The following is a 16,078-nucleotide window of genomic DNA, read 5'->3' on the forward strand; positions in this document are numbered from 1 at the left end:
ATTGTCCAAACAATCGATCCATACACAAATCGTCCATCAAAAAATTGACCAAACCGAAGCAACGACGTCTAAAACGACACCCATTTATCAGACGTCCGCTTTTACATTCCGCGACCTCGATCATATTGAACAATACTATGCCGGTGAGGTTCCGTATTTATATACACGCGAAAACAATCCGAACACTGCCGAATTAGGCCAAACGATTGCAGAGCTAGAACAAGCACCAGCCGGCGTCGCGTCGTCATCCGGGATTTCTGCAATTATGGCAGGCATTCTTGCCGTCGCTCAAGCTGGCGATCATATTGTGGCAGCTGAAGACTTATATGGTGGAACACAACAACTTATTACAAAACAACTCGCTAGTTTAGGCATCGATTATACGTTAGTCGATTTCAGCTCGAACGATGCCATTACTGACGCGATCCAACCAAACACCAAACTGTTGTACACTGAATCCATAACAAACCCTTTTTTACGCGTTGAGGCGATCGAAAGCTTAGTCCAAATCGCTCGTGATCATCAAATTAAAACAATGGTCGACAACACATTTGCAACACCGTACTTATTACAACCTTACACACTTGGTGTGGACCTTGTAGCTCATAGTGCTACCAAATATTTAGGCGGTCATAGTGACGTCACATCGGGCGTTATCGTTGGTGATCCAGACTTAATTGCTAAAGCGAATCAGAAAGTTGTCGGACTCGGCATGAACTTAAGCCCTTATGAAGCATGGTTGACAGTCCGAGGGGTTAAAACGCTCGCTTTACGGATGCGCGAACAATCCGCCAATGCGAAACAAGTCGCAACGCATTTAAGCGAAAACAACGGCGTTAAACACGTTTACTACCCTGAATTCGTTTCACATCATGGTAACGGCGCCATTGTCACGATCGAATTGGCGCACAACCTTGATGTTACGACATTTTTTAAGTCACTTGGCTGGATAAAAATCGCACCGACATTAGCGGGGGTTGAAACGACAGTCTCATACCCTAGCAAAACGTCGCACCGCGCCCTTACAGATGAGGAGCGAAATAAGCTTGGCATCAATGATTACGTCGTCCGAATTTCAATTGGCATCGAAGAAGGCGATGATATCGTCGACCAACTCAACCAAGCCATCACTGCGGCTAAAACAGTATAAAAATAAAGCGAAGGCTATTAAATCAGCCTTCGCTTTATTTTATATTAACCCTAATCGCTCTAACCCCTGTTTAATTCCATCATGATCAGCTTCTGCTGTGACATAATTGGCCGCTTCTTTTGCACGATCATGACCATTTCCCATCGCCACACTTTGGTCGAATGACGATAACATTTCTAAATCATTAATCGAATCGCCAAACACAACAACTCGATCACGCGGCAAGCCAACGTCTTCTAACACATAGCCAATCCCTTCAGCTTTCGAACCACCTGACGGAATGACATCAACTGAATAAGCATGCCAACGCATAAAATCAAAATCCGGATAGCGTTCAACGTATTCTTTTTCCTCACCATCTTCACAAAACAATAACGCTTGATAAATGTCACGGTCTTTGTAGGCTGGATCATAATCAGCTGTTTGCCCAAGCTTAAGGGTCGCCATACTCTCAGACACAAACACACTTGATTGAACATTCGCTTTCATATTTTCATGATCTAAATACACAACAGGATGATCATTTCCAACGGCATGCTCAACCAAATGATGTAGACTATCCGGATTTAACGCATGACGATACACCGCTTCACCATTTGAGACGGCATATTGCCCGTTAAAACTAACATACGTCTCAATACCTAATTGTTTTCGAATATGTTCATACATAAACGGCGCGCGCCCTGTTGCAATCGCGACGATATGACCGTTATCTTTTAATGTTTGCACAGCTTTGACCGCTGATTCAGGTACTTGTTTTGATGAATTAAGTAATGTTCCATCTAAATCAAAAAAGATAATATGTTGTTCCATGTTGTCTCCTCCATTTTCGTAATCATGACGTTTCCAATCAAATTTTAACATAGGAAAGCAAACCACAGGTGGCCGGTGCAAAAAAGTTAGTCATTCCTAGCAAATAACTTGTTATTCGTGCGTAATTTTGGTACAGTAAAGTTACAATTAAAACAGTTCTTATTTTAAACTTTTAAAGTAAGGATAGAGGCGCAAACACCATGAGTACTTATGTTGAGGAGAGTGAGCTCTTGCGACGCATAAGGAAAGGGGGATTTGCCGAAGCTTTATGGTTCTCACAACCGTAAAGCTGGTTCTGTGTTAAATAAATACAGAGCTGTCATATAGGCGACTATATGGAGGGCTATCTCTGACTTAGAACAAATTGACGTTCTAAAGCAACAACGAGCCCCGTCGCTTCGTTGTTGCTTTTTTGGTCCTCCACACCTAGAAGGACACAATAAATAATTTAAAAGGTGTGTGATTAGATGAATTTCGGTCAAGTGATTACAGCGATGGTAACGCCATTCGATCAACAAGGCAATGTTGATTTTGAAGCAACACGAACGCTGATTAACTACTTATTAAACAACAGAACAGATGGGTTAGTGGTTGCTGGAACAACAGGCGAATCCCCGACGTTAACACATGAAGAAAAATTACAACTATTCCGCTTTGTCACAGAAGAAGTCAACGGGCGGGTGCCAGTGATTGCGAACACAGGATCAAACAACACCCGCGCATCGATCCAACTGTCACAAGAAGCAGAAGCAATCGGTGTCGACGCCATCATGCTTGTTACACCTTATTACAACAAACCGTCACAGGAAGGCATGTATCAGCATTTTAGTACGATCGCAAATAGCGTCGAACTTCCAGTCATGCTTTATAATATTCCTGGACGTAGCGCTGTTGGAATGAGCGCAGATACGATCATTCGCTTATCACAAGTCGACAATATCGTATCTATCAAAGAAGCAAGCGGCGATCTAGATCAAGTCACAACAATTATTAATCAAACAGATGATGCCTTCACACTGTACACAGGTGAAGATAGCCAGACGTTACCGACGTTTGCTGTCGGCGGTGCAGGTGTTGTGTCTGTATCATCGCATATCATCGGTAATGAAATGCAAGACATGCTCAATGCTCATCGCAACGGCGACACAGCCTATGCTGCTAAAATGCACGGCTATGTCATGCCATTTATGAATGCGATGTTCTCAGCACCAAGCCCGACACCAGTTAAAGAAGCTCTTAATCAAATTGGTATCCCAGTCGGAAATGTGCGCCTGCCACTCATACCATTAAATGATACAGAGCGTGCATCCTTAACACCACTCATTCAAAACTACACGACGAGTCAAGACGTCGGTTAAATACAAAAAATGAGCCAAAGTTAGTGTCTTTGGCTCATTTTTTGTATTTATATGATTAATTAATAAACTGGAGGTAGTCTATGCTCATGTTTTATATCATTCTATTTATAATGACATTTGTCTTGTTGACTGAATTCGTCAAATGGTCGGTTCGCCGTGCATTAAACGTTCAAAACATCAAACGTAAACCGTTCTCGTTTGAACCATATAAAATCAATGACTTACACTATAAAATCAAAACGTGGATGCGAATAGGTTATGCATTCTGTCTATTCTTCATCCTCCCAGCCACCATGGCTATGGCACAAGACTCATTACTACATATATGGTTAGTATTTATTATCGGCATCAGTTTAGCTGGACCTTTGAGAGATGCCCACTTTGAATATTGGCATTCCGATACACCAATGCGTGCTTTCGTGACACTAAGTGAAGGTGGCATGATTCTATTAGCTGGTATATTCATATTTGTGTTTAATGTACCTGAGATTGTTATGTCTGTTTAGCTACCATTCCTACGTGTTTTTTGTCGTCATATTTCATCTGGTACATTGCAGCGTCAGCACGTTGTAATAACACATCACCATCATGGCCATCATTAGGATAAAAACTCATGCCGATACTCGGTTTCATTCGCAATGTTGCGCCTAATATATTGAACGAATGTTGAAATTGTTCTTCAACCCGGTCGGCAATCCAATCAGCATCAACTTGTGTTGCTCGAGGGATCAACGTGACAAATTCATCACCGCCTAATCGGTAAAGAAACGCTTCTTCACTCAAACTATTTTTAAGCCGGTTAGCGACTTGTTTTAACAATTCATCGCCAACGTGATGTCCATAACCATCATTCACTGACTTAAAATCGTCTAAGTCCATCATAATTAAAGCTAAGGATTCATCATGTGCTGTCGCTTTTGTAACATATAACGATAAATCGTCGTTAAACTTCGAACGATTGTACAACCCTGTTAACACATCATGGTAAGCCAAATATTGATATTGCTTCACGAGATGCATGTTGCGTCTTATTAAATATACATTTCTAATCATCATCATGATCATAATAAACGATAAACCCAAGCTTAAACTATTTAACTCCCAGCCATAACTGTTGATCACAAACAATACAAGTAATATACCCACCACATACGAAAACACTTCTTGTCGTAAAGAAAACTGGTGGCCGTATCGTGACAACTTAATATCATCATGATTTTTCGCGAACGTCCCCGCATGCCCAATCAATAAAACACCCAACAACCACAACGAATGAAGATAACTACCAATTTCAATGCCTTCTATCACCGACAAATAAAAATACAATGAATCTGTTAATATTAACGTCAAAAAGCCTAACACGATATACCATTTCACCTGCACCGTTTGCCACGTCAAATTCATTAACACTACAGCCACTACAACAATGATTAAGTCAAGAATGGGATACACTAGCTCAACACTTGCGCCCCCTGCAGAACGTCGGCTTAAATTGAGCATTGGCATTAAAATATAATGCAGGCTAAGGGACGTTACAAATGTAATCAATATAATTATATTGAAAATTAATTGCTGACTCGCCCTGTAATTCGTTAGGATCAGCATTTTATATATTAACGCGATAAAAAAGATTAAGTAACTGAGCACCCACAACCAATTAGTAGCTGACGTAAATTGATCGACAGGAAGAATGAATTTCTCAATGAAATAATAAATATTCGTCAAACTAAACAACATCATACCTAAGCTTAGTAGCAACCAGAAATATTTATTCTGTGTATCTAACATCCAATATTGGCGGAATAACCAAAACGATACAGCGACAGAGCCCATTGCTAAGACACCAGGTCCCACAATAGATCGTATTTGCGGAGCATTATATAATGCCATCATAACTATAAAACTCAACAACACGACGGAAGCAATTTTAACGATTCCGTGATTCTGTAGCTGCATCATCATCCCTGCCATTCATCACATATTTAATCCTAAGGAAATGGTTCTATTTTACTATAACAACTTTCATATCATTCGTCTACGCACTCTGACAAATGTTCACAAATGATTTTGAAAATTAACACATGCCCGTTTGGAACAATCCACAAAAACGGACCTAAATATGATAAAATAAATAGATATGCGAATTTAAACGGTTAAAGGATGAACGACAATGATTACGACCCCTCAAATAAAAGACACATTTAAGCCAAAAACCTATTCTCGCGGGTTAGGCTATTATATCAACGGAAACGTGATCGACCTTGAATATGACTTTACTAACTCAATATATCACGCCAATGTAGCTGGTTCAGACATATATCACGTACGCATTCAAATCGACAATCGTGTATGGCGTTGCGGCTGTAATTGCCCAGCATTTGCGGATCATTCGGAATGCAAACATATCGTAGCAACGCTCATTTTAATTGCACAAGACGATTCCGAACTAATAAGACGAGGCGGTAAGTTAATACGAAAGCAAGATCAACGCGATTATTCGGGCGAATTAATTCATGCATTGTCCAACGTTAATCATCAAACGAAACATGCCTATACAAAAGAAACGTTAAACGTCGAATTCACACTACGCCACTTCCAACGAGGCGTTGACAACCACTTAGCAGTTGAAATGAAAGTAGGAACGAATAGACTATATGTCGTTAAAAACATGCGTCAATTTCTTAAAAACTTAGACAACGGAGAAGAGCATGAATTCACTCCAAAATTTCAATATAAACCGGAAGACCACGCGTTTTCTGAAGCAGATCAACGTGTCATCGATTTATTGTTGGATTTATACCGTAATGATGTGTTTTATGATGGGCATTTCCAATCACCACCGACCCCAAAAGGCATTACCATTACACCAGTCGTCGCTCATTCATTACTCAAAGCATTATCACAATGTCGTTGTCGTTTAGAAACGACGGTCAGTTCATTCGATCAAATGTATTGGGAAAATGATAAGGTCCCATTTCAATATCATATTTACGAAGAGAATGATGATTACGTTTTTAATTTCGATCATTTTAAAAACATGACTCTGTTTCAAGACCATTACTTAATTCAATATGATGAACAATTTTATCCTGTCGATCGTTCACAAATGGCTATTTTATCAGAAATGCATAGATTATTACGATTTAACCCACAACCGTCATTTACGGTGCCAGAAGATCAAATGACGTCCTTTATGTCCGGTGTCGTCCCACAATTAAACCAAGTCGGAGAGGTTAATTTATCGGAAGAAGTTAAATCTAAATCGAACCAACCGCCACTCGAGGCTAGCATGCACATGGATTTAGATGACGAACGATTAACGGCCACTCTCACATATGATTATGACGGGCAAACTTTTGACCCGTTAACGAGTAGTGGACCGAGCGAAACCGATCAAATTTTAATTCGTGATACCGTAAAAGAAAATGAGATCATGTCGATGATCGAAGGGTCTGCTTTTAAATTCAACGGCGAGGATTTATATTTAGATGAAGAAGATGAGATTTTCACTTTTTTATATGACCAATTGCCGTATCTGCAAGAAGAGATTAATGTCTATTCGACACAACGAGTGAAAGGATTGCTGAAAGACGACTTACAAACACCAACGGTCCAAGTCGATCTTGACTCCGGAGAAAATTTATTAGATGTACAATTTGATTTCGGTGATATTAACCCTGATGACGTTCGGCAGATGATTCAATCTGTTCAAGAGAAAAAACGGTATTACCGCTTATCTGATGGGGCTTTCGTGCCACTCGATGATGACCAATTATCGCAAATGTCATCGATTGTGAATGAATTAGAACTGAATCAATCCGATTTAGAGAAGGAATCGATCCAATTACCCGCTTATCGCGGACTCCAAATTAACGAGATTTCACAAGGCTTGAAAACGCGATACAACGAAGCGTTCCAACAATTAATTGAAGATATTAAACATCCAGAAACATTTGAAGCGCCGATTCCTGAATCGATCCAAGCTGACTTGCGCGATTATCAGCGATTCGGCTTTCAATGGATGAAATCGCTCAGCCGCTATCACTTCGGCGGCATTTTAGCAGATGATATGGGCTTAGGTAAAACATTACAAAGCATTACCTTCTTAGCATCAGAGCAAGATGAGCGGAAAGGCGAGCATAAACCAGCACTGATTATCGCACCCGCTTCACTCGTCTATAACTGGCAAGCAGAGTTTGAAAAGTTCGCACCACATATGCATGTCGCCGTCGCACACGGCCCTGCTCATGAACGGGAGAAAGTGTTAAATGATGTGGCTAGCTATGATGTGATCGTGACATCCTATCCATCTGTTAGACAAGACGAACCTTTATACCGCGACATCACGTTTTCAACGATGTTTTTAGACGAAGCACAAGCGATTAAAAACCATCTAACGAAACAAGCGAAAGCCGTTCGAACGGTTCGTGCACATCAACGGTTTGCGCTAAGCGGGACACCTATCGAAAACTCACTCGATGAATTATGGTCGATTTTTGATGTGTTATTACCGGGATTATTCCCTGCAAAAAAAGCCTTTCGCCAATTACCAGAAAAACAAATCGCCCGGATGAGCCGACCGTTCATCATGCGCCGCTTAAAAGAGGACGTATTAAGCGAGCTACCGGATAAAATCGAATCTGTGCAACATTCCGAGCTAACAACGGAACAGAAACAACTATATTTAGGGTACTTAGAACAAATTCAAAGCGAAGCAGCTAACGTCTTATCGGCAGAAGGATTTCAACAAAACCGGATGAAAATTTTAGCCGGATTAACACGCCTGCGTCAATTATGTTGTCATCCGTCATTATTTATTGACGGCTATGAAGGCGAATCAGGTAAATTAAATCAGTTGCTTGAGATGATTGAAACTGCACGAGCTAATAATCAACGAATGCTTATTTTCTCGCAATTTTCGAGTATGTTACAGATCATCCAAAACAAATTAGTCGAATCAGGAATTGATGCATTTTATTTAGACGGCCAAACACCTTCTAAAGAACGCATCGATATGGCGAACCGATTTAATGATGGAGAGAAAGATATTTTCTTAATTTCGTTAAAAGCAGGCGGCACTGGACTTAATTTAACCGGCGCGGACACGGTCATTTTGTATGACCTGTGGTGGAATCCAGCTGTGGAAGAACAAGCAACGGGCCGCGCTCACCGAATGGGCCAGCAAAACGTCGTTCAAGTTTTCAGGTTAATCACAAAAGGAACAATCGAAGAAAAAATTCACAATCTGCAACAACGAAAACGCGAACTCATCGAAAATGTCATCCAACCAGGCGAATCATCGTTCCAAAACTTAACCGAAGACGACATCCGCGAACTTCTAAACGTTTAAGTTATTTAATAACTCCGCGGATTTATTAAATAACTGCTCTCATTTATGAGATAACTTCGCCAATTTTTGAAATAATTGCGATTAGTCGTTAAAGTTATTCGATAAATCCGCTAACTTTTGAGATAAGTTAGGGAACTTATGAAATAACTCGGTCGAGTTATTTCATAAATCCAATTTTACATGCAAAAAGGGTGAGCTGAAGATTACACTTCAGCTCACCCTTTTTCTCATCTATCATGTTCCACAATACGTCACAAAATCATCGTCTGATTCATCAGGTGGCTCGGTGTAAGCCTCTTGCTCGTCGGAATACGCATAAGGATTCGATAACACCCGCAGTAAGTCATCCATCGCCGACAAATCACCTTCTTCTTCAGCCGCACGGATCGCTGCTTCAACATGATTGTTTCGCGGAATGATGGCCGGGTTAGATTGACGCATCAATTCCGCCACATCATCACTCTTAGCCTCTTGACGCGTTAACCTCTCTTCCCATCGACTCTTCCACTCTTTAAAACCATCCATTTGAAATAGAGCCATCCCTTCATATTCACTTAACGTCAGGCCACGGAACGTATTGGTGAAATCCGCTTCATGCTCTTTCATCAACGTTAATAAATCATCAATTAACGTCTCATCAGCGTCTTCTTCATTGACTAAACCGAGCTTCCGCCTCATACCTCGCATCCATTCATCACGGTAATAATCAATAAACCGGTGCACCACTTCTTCTGCACGCTTTAACGTCTCATCATCATCACCAATCAACGGCAGTAAACTTTCCGCAAATCGCGCTAAATTCCAAGCGGCGATTTTCGGTTGATTACCATACTTATATCGCCCGTAAAAGTCGATCGAGCTAAACACCGTTTCCTGATCATACGTATTCATAAACGCACACGGCCCGTAGTCAATCGACTCACCACTGATCGTCATATTATCTGTATTCATCACCCCGTGAACGAATCCGATTAGTTGCCACTGACTAACCGTTTTTGCCTGACGTTTCACAACTTCTTCAAGCAAAAACAAATACCGATTGTCTGCTTCTTCATACCCTTCAAAATGTCGTTCAAGCGCATAATCAGCAAGTGCTTTTAAATCGTCAACACTTCCCCACTGCCTTGCATATTGAAACGTTCCGACACGTAAATGACTAGCTGACACGCGCATTAACACCGCACCGATTTCTGTCTGTTCACGTCGGACAGGCTCTCCTGTCACCGACACAGCTAAACTGCGATTCGTCGGTACACCTAAAGCATGCAACGCTTCACTGATGACATATTCGCGTAACATCGGTCCTAACACCGCACGCCCGTCACCTCCGCGTGAATATGGCGTTTGACCAGATCCTTTTAACTGAATATCAAATCGTCTACCATCTGATGTAACGTGTTCACCCAGTAAATGGGCTCGGCCATCGCCTAACATTGTAAAACTGCCAAACTGATGCCCTGCATATGCTTGCGAGATCGGTCGAGCACCATGTGGCAATTGATTACCGACTAACTGCTGCACACCTTCTTCTGATTGCAATTTATAAGGATCTAACTCAAGCGATTGCGCTAAATTTCCATTTAGAAAAACAAGCTGTGGATCCCGAACAGGCTCAGGTTCAATCTCTTCATAAAACTTATCTGGTAACTGCATATATGGCTGTTGCAAACGCCAACCGATTTCACTCATATTATCCCTACTTTATATTAATGATTACTTTCATATAAACACATTGCTGACGATTCTGTCTAAAATATAGCTTATGCGCATTTCGACAAAAACTATACAAAATTCGACTAAAATCACCACAAAAATAATTCGAAATTCAATAATTATTAACAATTTGTTGGATTTAAATAAAATTATTTAAACTTTCGTTGAAAACGCTGGACTTTTTTAAATCATCGTGTATACTAATGAAATGAATCACGATTCATCAACACGACAATCCCATCATTGTAAGCAGGAGGATTAAACGTGTACGAACTAAATGATACGACATTAATCGAAGCCTACCGTGAAGCTATTAGGTTAAAGTTAGATAACGATTTTATTCAATTAATCGAACGCGAACTCACCTTAAGAGGATACAAGCCTCATGACCTTAAATCTTGATGCACGAACGTTTAATTTGTGACAAAAGGGGTATACTATTACGGCGAAAACGCTTGAAAAAAGTTCCCCCTTTTTTCTTAAATGAAGCCTTGGTTATGTGTTGATACGCACATACCAAGGCTTCTTTACTTATGAAAAAAGCTATGTTAAAGTCCGTTGTTGATATTGTGATCCGCTACCGGTGGACGCTTTCCGCGGGCACGGCTCAAGCCTCCTCGGCCCAAAAGCGTGGCCTGCGGGGTCTTGAGACTCGTGCTGTTCCCGCAGGAGTCGCCACCTTCGCTCCTCACAATTCAACAACTCAGTGCTATATCATTTAAAATCAACATTAGACTTTAACAGATCCTGAGAAAAAAACAAAACGAGATGGACTTTATATCCATCTCGTTTTGTTTATACATCATTACTTTAATTTAAATTCGCGCACAAGACCGTTTAAGTCCTCAGCTAGTTGCGCTAGCTGATCAGAACTTGCGGCTACTTCTTCCATCGTCGCTGCTGATTCTTCAGCTGATGACGACGTTTGCTGAATACCTGCTGCCGATTCTTCAGAAACTGATGCAATTTCTTGAACACTTGAGTTCATCTCTTGCGTCTTCGATGCAATGTCAGATAAATTTTCTGTTACTTGTTGGATCTGATTTGACATTTCGCCTACAGCACCGGAAATCTGATCGAATGTTTCTCCAGTTGTCTTAATTTGTTCCGTTCCTTTTTCAACTTCACTGTAACCAGACTGCAAGGAGTTCACAACATTCGATGATTCATTTTGGATCGAATCGACAATGCCTGTAATCTCACCAACCGAATTGGACACTTGCTCAGCCAATTTACGAACCTCATCCGCTACGACCGCGAAACCTTGACCATGCTCTCCAGCACGCGCCGCTTCGATTGCTGCGTTTAATGCTAATAAATTCGTTTGTTCAGCAATATCTTGAATAACGGATACGAGTTTCGAAATTTGTTGTGATTGCTGATCTAAGCTATCGACTTTCTCAACCGCATCTTTAACAATTTGATCCACTGTCGCCATCTGTTGAACAGATTGCGTCATCATGTCTTGTCCATCGCCAGTCAATTCTAGCACTTCTTTCGACGATTCATGAATCATTTGGCCACTCTCATTCGATTCTTGCACTTGTTGGTCAAACTGCGTCATATTCTTAGATAAATCACTCGCATTATTCGCTTGTGATTCAGCACCAGATGACAGCTCTTCCATCGTCGATGAAATTTGTTCTGCGCCTTCTTTGACTTCATTAGACGACTGATTCAACTCTTCACTTTGACTACTAACTGTCTCAGAAATCTCTGAAATACGTCCAACCATTTCTTTCAAGTTATCAACCATCGCGTTCGTTGCTTCAGCCATTTGACCAATTTCATCATTACCATCGTAGTCAATTTTCTCTACGGCTAAGTTATTTTGCGCAACTTGATTGCTAACATCGACAACTTTCGTTAAATTCGTCTTCACAACACGGCTTATCGCTATAACGATAACCGCTCCAATCACAATGGCAACGACGATCGCTGCAATCAAAACAATCATCGTTGTCGTCTGACTTTGCTTAGCGTCAGCAATGGCCTCTTGGCGATCTTCGTTAACCGTGGTTTCTAATTGGCTGATTAAATCTATTGTAGTAGACCTAACTTCTCCAGCTTCATTTGCCACCGAAACTTGTTGTGCATTACTAGATGCATTTACAAGTTCATTAAATAATTGATCCATTTGTTGCTTATTATCCATAATTTGCGTAAATAAATTTTGTTGTTTCTCAGTGTCTAATCTTGCTTCCATCCCATTCGCAATGTCGTTAAATTGGCTGGCACGATCTTCATACTCAGTGACGAATTCATCATTTTCCTCACGTGCATAAGCCTCAATTCTTATACCTTGCGAACGTGTTAAGGATCCCATTTTCTGTATATTTATCGCACGATCGCCTCGGCGTTCTAATGCATCAACATCTTGACCAATACCTTGTACTTGCCAAGCTACAGCTGCGGTCGCTATTCCAAATAATAAAAACACGATAATTAATGCAGAACCGTACTTCCAACCTATGTTCATATTTTTCAATCTCAACTTCTTCATAAGACGTCCTCCTCATTAAGCCATACGCCTAAAATACTATGAAATTATTATAAGCTTATTAGTCATAAAAGTAAATAAATTTAGACAAAATATGTCGATAATTGTCGTCATTATGGTTTATAGCAATAGTTGTTTAAAATAATGTTTAAGTCTAGAACGGATGGGTATATAGTTTTAAAAGGACACTTTGGAGGGATTAACGTGCATCAATTGGATGACTTAAGCCTCATCAATGCGTATTTAGAAGCGATTAACTTAAACATATCAGCTGATTTCATCTTCTTAATCGAAAAAGAGTTATCTTACCGGGGCTTTATCCCGAAGAACTTGTTACACAACCACATTGTTTAGTGATGCCTTAGTTAAACACGTTTTTCAAGTCATCCTTTTAGCACTTGGGCATGATTTACTGTTGTGTTTTTAGATGCAAATAACAATGTTACATCGCCATGATTTAACTGTTCGCTCAAATGACGAACCGCTTCATCAACGTGATCGTCCTGTTCTAGTTCATCGCGATATGCTTTTTTAAATGACTCCCAGTCAAGTTCGTCGTTATGTAACGACTGTCGCAATGACTTGCTTGGCGTTAATTCTTTGGGCCAGTAATCAACTTGCGCTTTTTCCTTAGACACACCACGAGGCCACAAGCGATCGACTAGCACGCGGTAGCCATCTGTTTCAGCATAGTCATCATAAATTCGTTTCAAATGAATAGAACCCATATCACCATCTCCGTTATGCTTATTTATTCAACGCATCTAATTCGTTTACTAACTCATCAACAGACTTCGGCTTATCTAAGAAAAAGCCTTAAAAATACGTCCCACCTAATTCTTTTGCCTGACCCAACTGCTTAGCGGTCTCGATACCTTCAAAACTACGACTGGTGTGACACGTTTACAATAGGCTATTAATCTTTCAAGTTGTTTCATATTCCCCATTGTGCGATCTGCTAACGTATAAGTTAATTCTTTATCAAATTTAATTAAATCAGATTCTAGTCTCAAAACCCGTTGGAATGACGAAGCATCTTTTCCAAAATCGTCAATGGCTATTCGAACACCAATTGATTTGATGTCTTGTACAACATCCTGAAATTCAAAAAGATTCGGAATAACCTCTGCCTCATTAATTTCAACTACGATCTGTTCCGGTTTAATTGCCGATTTTGCAATTAATTGATGAAAAAATGATTGAAACGCATTGGGTAACAAAGTCGAAGGATAGATATTCACAAATAACGACGCGTTATCGGCTAAAGACGACCCCCGAAAAGGATGTTATCGCTAACTCAATCGATTTCCAATCTAAATCGATTAAACGATCAGTTTCTTGAGCCATATCGAAGACTGTCTTCGGGCTATCACACAACGTTGTACGCAACAATGCCTCATATCCTATAGCCGTTTCACCATCTTCATGATATATGGGTTGAAATGATGAACAAACTCACCTTCATCAATCACACGACTGATTAAATCTTGCATTTGCGCCCACTCCTTTACTTTGACAAGTTCACTTGTCACATATCTTCACACAATTGTCTTGTCTTAAGGACGCATCATAGAGGCCCCTAACAATGAAATCTCATGTTTAGGAAGACTCAGTTATTACATGCCTTTACATCGGAAATTTAGCCATCATAGCTTATGTGCCTTAGTTCTGAAGCTTTGCGTCCTAACTTTTCAGTAAGTTTGCCGTTTGTCGTTAAAGGTATGACGAATTAACTAAATATTCAGATATATTGTAACGCAAAATTTTACATTTTTCTATACTTTTTTGAAAGAACGATGTTATCTTTGGCCAAAACGATCATGCACATCCGCCTATGACAGCCTTCAAGTAACATTAATTTTTTGATCGACTAGCAGGATATTCACAATCGTTGTCGAATATTAATAACGGAGTAATCCCATATTTCATAAAGGAGCTGTACCAATGAAAGAAAACAACATCTTATCTTTCACCCAATCACTCGAAAACACGAAAACGTATCGGCATGAGTATTCAATGTCAGACAACTTAAGACAAGAATTATTGAGCCATGTCTACCTAAAATTCGTCCATAACATCATAGCTCAATTCCATGATGCAAACGGCGATGCTTTAGACAATTTTATTAACGAACACAATGTCACAAAGGAAAAAGAATTGACCGTTAGAGGGCTCGGATTCTGGACCCAAATCTTATACAACATTCAACACGATCCCGATCATACGATCTTATCCGATTTCGAACGTGACAACGCCGACTATTTTAATAAGTGGCCGATTCTAAGGTCCTGGTTACAAGAATGGCGAAACGTTCAGCCTAGTTTTTATTACATTTACGAACCGTTCGGTGGTAACGCGCATGTCGCAATCGATATCCTCACCGAAACACCTCTCGAAATCTTCTATCCCGTCCCTTCGTTTACAATGCCTCAAGAAAAATCGATCGTCACCGGTATACTTCTCCCCTTCTGCGACGGCTTATACTTCCCATTAACTGATTTATACCCATTTGATATGGACGTCAGAGACGATATTATTAGACATGCACGCCCAATCTATGACCAATTAAATCACGAACCAAATCATCTCGAACGTTTTTTATTAACGTTTTCCTCCTTGTTGCGTTTAGAGCATTTAATACGACACAATCACGCAACATAAAAAAGTCTTTTCCCGACTACGAGAAAAGACCTCATCATACGCTACCACTTATTATATACTTTTTCAGCAAAACCAAAGACATCATTCACGGCTATTGTAACGCCTTTATAAACCAGTTCTCTTCAGCCAAGTTTATTGTTCATTTGGTCGATCTTATTCTTCCAATAAAGATAATGACCAAGCCAAATCGCAATGAATATCACCGTATAAATTAACGAAACGCTTAAAATGGCTCCTCCATCAAACGGAAACCATTCAGCCCATATGCCTAAGAGTATAAACGTCGTGATCGCCAACAAGAAGTGTAAACCGACGATAACAAATGGACTGACATCCTTAGAATAAAACCACCCAAACACTGTATTCACGCCCACAATTACAATAGCTGAAACCATATTTCTAAACAAGTAAAGCGGACTAATCAACTCGTAACCCATGGCGTCTGTAATAAACCAGGTGACAATCACCATGGCATTAGCTGATAAAGACATAACGAGTATAAGCGTTAGCAATCTCTGTTTCATCATAATAAA

At 40.2% G+C, this 16,078-nt stretch carries 14 protein-coding genes, 1 pseudogene and 2 riboswitches; of the genes and pseudogenes, 7 read left to right on the plus strand and 8 right to left on the minus strand.

Going from position 1 to position 16,078, the window contains the following annotated elements:
* Window position 1 precedes the first annotated feature (1 nt).
* Window positions 2-1,150 (plus strand): trans-sulfuration enzyme family protein, encoded by a 1,149-nt coding sequence (locus ABID56_RS06180; RefSeq protein WP_354219753.1) that lies wholly within the window; start codon window positions 2-4, stop codon window positions 1,148-1,150.
* A 39-nt stretch (window positions 1,151-1,189) separates the two neighbouring features.
* Here ABID56_RS06180 and ABID56_RS06185 read toward each other — a convergent pair whose 3' ends face one another.
* A complete protein-coding gene (locus ABID56_RS06185) occupies window positions 1,190-1,963 on the minus strand; it encodes a Cof-type HAD-IIB family hydrolase (RefSeq protein WP_354219754.1) in 774 nt (257 codons plus the stop codon).
* Window positions 1,964-2,139: 176 nt separating this feature from the next.
* A riboswitch (Lysine riboswitch) is annotated at window positions 2,140-2,317 on the plus strand.
* A gap of 113 nt (window positions 2,318-2,430) precedes the next feature.
* On the opposite strand from ABID56_RS06185, the gene dapA reads away from it, so the two are divergent.
* Window positions 2,431-3,321, plus strand: coding sequence for a 4-hydroxy-tetrahydrodipicolinate synthase (dapA, locus tag ABID56_RS06190; protein ID WP_354219755.1), 891 nt, complete (start codon window positions 2,431-2,433; stop codon window positions 3,319-3,321).
* Between the two features lie 80 nt (window positions 3,322-3,401).
* Window positions 3,402-3,827, plus strand: a complete 426-nt coding sequence (locus tag ABID56_RS06195) for a hypothetical protein (RefSeq protein ID WP_354219756.1) — start codon at window positions 3,402-3,404, stop codon at window positions 3,825-3,827.
* Here the strand turns inward: ABID56_RS06195 and ABID56_RS06200 are convergent.
* Window positions 3,814-5,277, minus strand: a complete 1,464-nt coding sequence (locus ABID56_RS06200; RefSeq protein ID WP_354219757.1) for a GGDEF domain-containing protein — start codon at window positions 5,275-5,277, stop codon at window positions 3,814-3,816. The two genes, ABID56_RS06195 and ABID56_RS06200, sit on opposite strands and share 14 nt — an antisense overlap.
* A 214-nt stretch (window positions 5,278-5,491) precedes the next feature.
* Here ABID56_RS06200 and ABID56_RS06205 point away from each other — a divergent pair, with 214 nt between their 5' ends.
* Entirely contained in the window at window positions 5,492-8,671 is a 3,180-nt protein-coding gene (locus ABID56_RS06205; protein WP_354219758.1) for a DEAD/DEAH box helicase, read from the plus strand.
* A 234-nt stretch (window positions 8,672-8,905) separates the two neighbouring features.
* On the opposite strand, the gene ABID56_RS06210 is transcribed toward ABID56_RS06205, so the two are convergent.
* Window positions 8,906-10,360 (minus strand): protein adenylyltransferase SelO, encoded by a 1,455-nt coding sequence (locus tag ABID56_RS06210; RefSeq protein WP_354219759.1) that lies wholly within the window; start codon window positions 10,358-10,360, stop codon window positions 8,906-8,908.
* Window positions 10,361-10,648: 288 nt separating this feature from the next.
* On the opposite strand from ABID56_RS06210, the gene sda (ABID56_RS06215) reads away from it, so the two are divergent.
* A complete protein-coding gene (sda, locus tag ABID56_RS06215) occupies window positions 10,649-10,786 on the plus strand; it encodes a sporulation histidine kinase inhibitor Sda (protein ID WP_354219760.1) in 138 nt (45 codons plus the stop codon).
* A gap of 403 nt (window positions 10,787-11,189) precedes the next feature.
* Here sda (ABID56_RS06215) and ABID56_RS06220 read toward each other — a convergent pair whose 3' ends face one another.
* Window positions 11,190-12,887, minus strand: coding sequence for a methyl-accepting chemotaxis protein (locus tag ABID56_RS06220; RefSeq protein ID WP_354219761.1), 1,698 nt, complete (start codon window positions 12,885-12,887; stop codon window positions 11,190-11,192).
* A 201-nt stretch (window positions 12,888-13,088) separates the two neighbouring features.
* Between ABID56_RS06220 and sda (ABID56_RS06225) the strand changes: the two genes are divergently transcribed.
* Window positions 13,089-13,238, plus strand: a complete 150-nt coding sequence (gene sda, locus ABID56_RS06225) for a sporulation histidine kinase inhibitor Sda (RefSeq protein ID WP_354219762.1) — start codon at window positions 13,089-13,091, stop codon at window positions 13,236-13,238.
* Between the two features lie 29 nt (window positions 13,239-13,267).
* Here the strand turns inward: sda (ABID56_RS06225) and ABID56_RS06230 are convergent, their stop codons facing one another.
* The 3 genes and pseudogenes from ABID56_RS06230 to ABID56_RS06240 all read right to left on the minus strand — a co-directional run bounded on the left by ABID56_RS06230 (window position 13,268) and on the right by ABID56_RS06240 (window position 14,273).
* On the minus strand, window positions 13,268-13,612 hold the full coding sequence (locus ABID56_RS06230; protein WP_354219763.1) for a DUF488 domain-containing protein: 345 nt from the start codon (window positions 13,610-13,612) through the stop codon (window positions 13,268-13,270).
* A gap of 105 nt (window positions 13,613-13,717) precedes the next feature.
* A pseudogene (locus tag ABID56_RS06235) lies at window positions 13,718-14,128 on the minus strand (EAL domain-containing protein); the annotation flags it as partial.
* A gap of 10 nt (window positions 14,129-14,138) precedes the next feature.
* Complete coding sequence (locus ABID56_RS06240) at window positions 14,139-14,273, minus strand: hypothetical protein (protein WP_354219764.1); 135 nt, start codon at window positions 14,271-14,273, stop codon at window positions 14,139-14,141.
* A gap of 241 nt (window positions 14,274-14,514) precedes the next feature.
* A riboswitch (cyclic di-GMP riboswitch) is annotated at window positions 14,515-14,599 on the minus strand.
* Between the two features lie 229 nt (window positions 14,600-14,828).
* On the opposite strand from ABID56_RS06240, the gene ABID56_RS06245 reads away from it, so the two are divergent.
* The gene (locus tag ABID56_RS06245) at window positions 14,829-15,545 is read left to right on the plus strand and encodes a hypothetical protein (protein WP_354219765.1); all 717 of its coding nucleotides are present in this window, start codon (window positions 14,829-14,831) and stop codon (window positions 15,543-15,545) included.
* 122 nt (window positions 15,546-15,667) lie between these two features.
* Here ABID56_RS06245 and ABID56_RS06250 read toward each other — a convergent pair whose 3' ends face one another.
* A complete protein-coding gene (locus tag ABID56_RS06250; RefSeq protein ID WP_354219766.1) occupies window positions 15,668-16,072 on the minus strand; it encodes a DUF3021 domain-containing protein in 405 nt (134 codons plus the stop codon).
* Between the last annotated feature and the right edge of the window lie 6 nt (window positions 16,073-16,078).

This window comes from Alkalibacillus flavidus (genome assembly GCF_040545925.1).
In the GTDB taxonomy this organism is placed as follows: domain Bacteria; phylum Bacillota; class Bacilli; order Bacillales; family Alkalibacillaceae; genus Alkalibacillus; species Alkalibacillus flavidus.

What these genes read in the sequence shown, in the direction of transcription:
- ABID56_RS06250 (WP_354219766.1), bottom strand. Translation starts at nt 16,072, where the DNA reads ATGATGAAACAGAGATTGCTAACGCTTATACTCGTTATGTCTTTATCA.
- dapA (WP_354219755.1), top strand. Translation starts at nt 2,431, where the DNA reads ATGAATTTCGGTCAAGTGATTACAGCGATGGTAACGCCATTCGATCAA.
- ABID56_RS06245 (WP_354219765.1), top strand. Translation starts at nt 14,829, where the DNA reads ATGAAAGAAAACAACATCTTATCTTTCACCCAATCACTCGAAAACACG.
- ABID56_RS06230 (WP_354219763.1), bottom strand. Translation starts at nt 13,612, where the DNA reads ATGGGTTCTATTCATTTGAAACGAATTTATGATGACTATGCTGAAACA.
- ABID56_RS06195 (WP_354219756.1), top strand. Translation starts at nt 3,402, where the DNA reads ATGCTCATGTTTTATATCATTCTATTTATAATGACATTTGTCTTGTTG.
- ABID56_RS06185 (WP_354219754.1), bottom strand. Translation starts at nt 1,963, where the DNA reads ATGGAACAACATATTATCTTTTTTGATTTAGATGGAACATTACTTAAT.
- ABID56_RS06210 (WP_354219759.1), bottom strand. Translation starts at nt 10,360, where the DNA reads ATGAGTGAAATCGGTTGGCGTTTGCAACAGCCATATATGCAGTTACCA.
- ABID56_RS06205 (WP_354219758.1), top strand. Translation starts at nt 5,492, where the DNA reads ATGATTACGACCCCTCAAATAAAAGACACATTTAAGCCAAAAACCTAT.
- ABID56_RS06200 (WP_354219757.1), bottom strand. Translation starts at nt 5,277, where the DNA reads ATGCAGCTACAGAATCACGGAATCGTTAAAATTGCTTCCGTCGTGTTG.
- ABID56_RS06220 (WP_354219761.1), bottom strand. Translation starts at nt 12,887, where the DNA reads ATGAAGAAGTTGAGATTGAAAAATATGAACATAGGTTGGAAGTACGGT.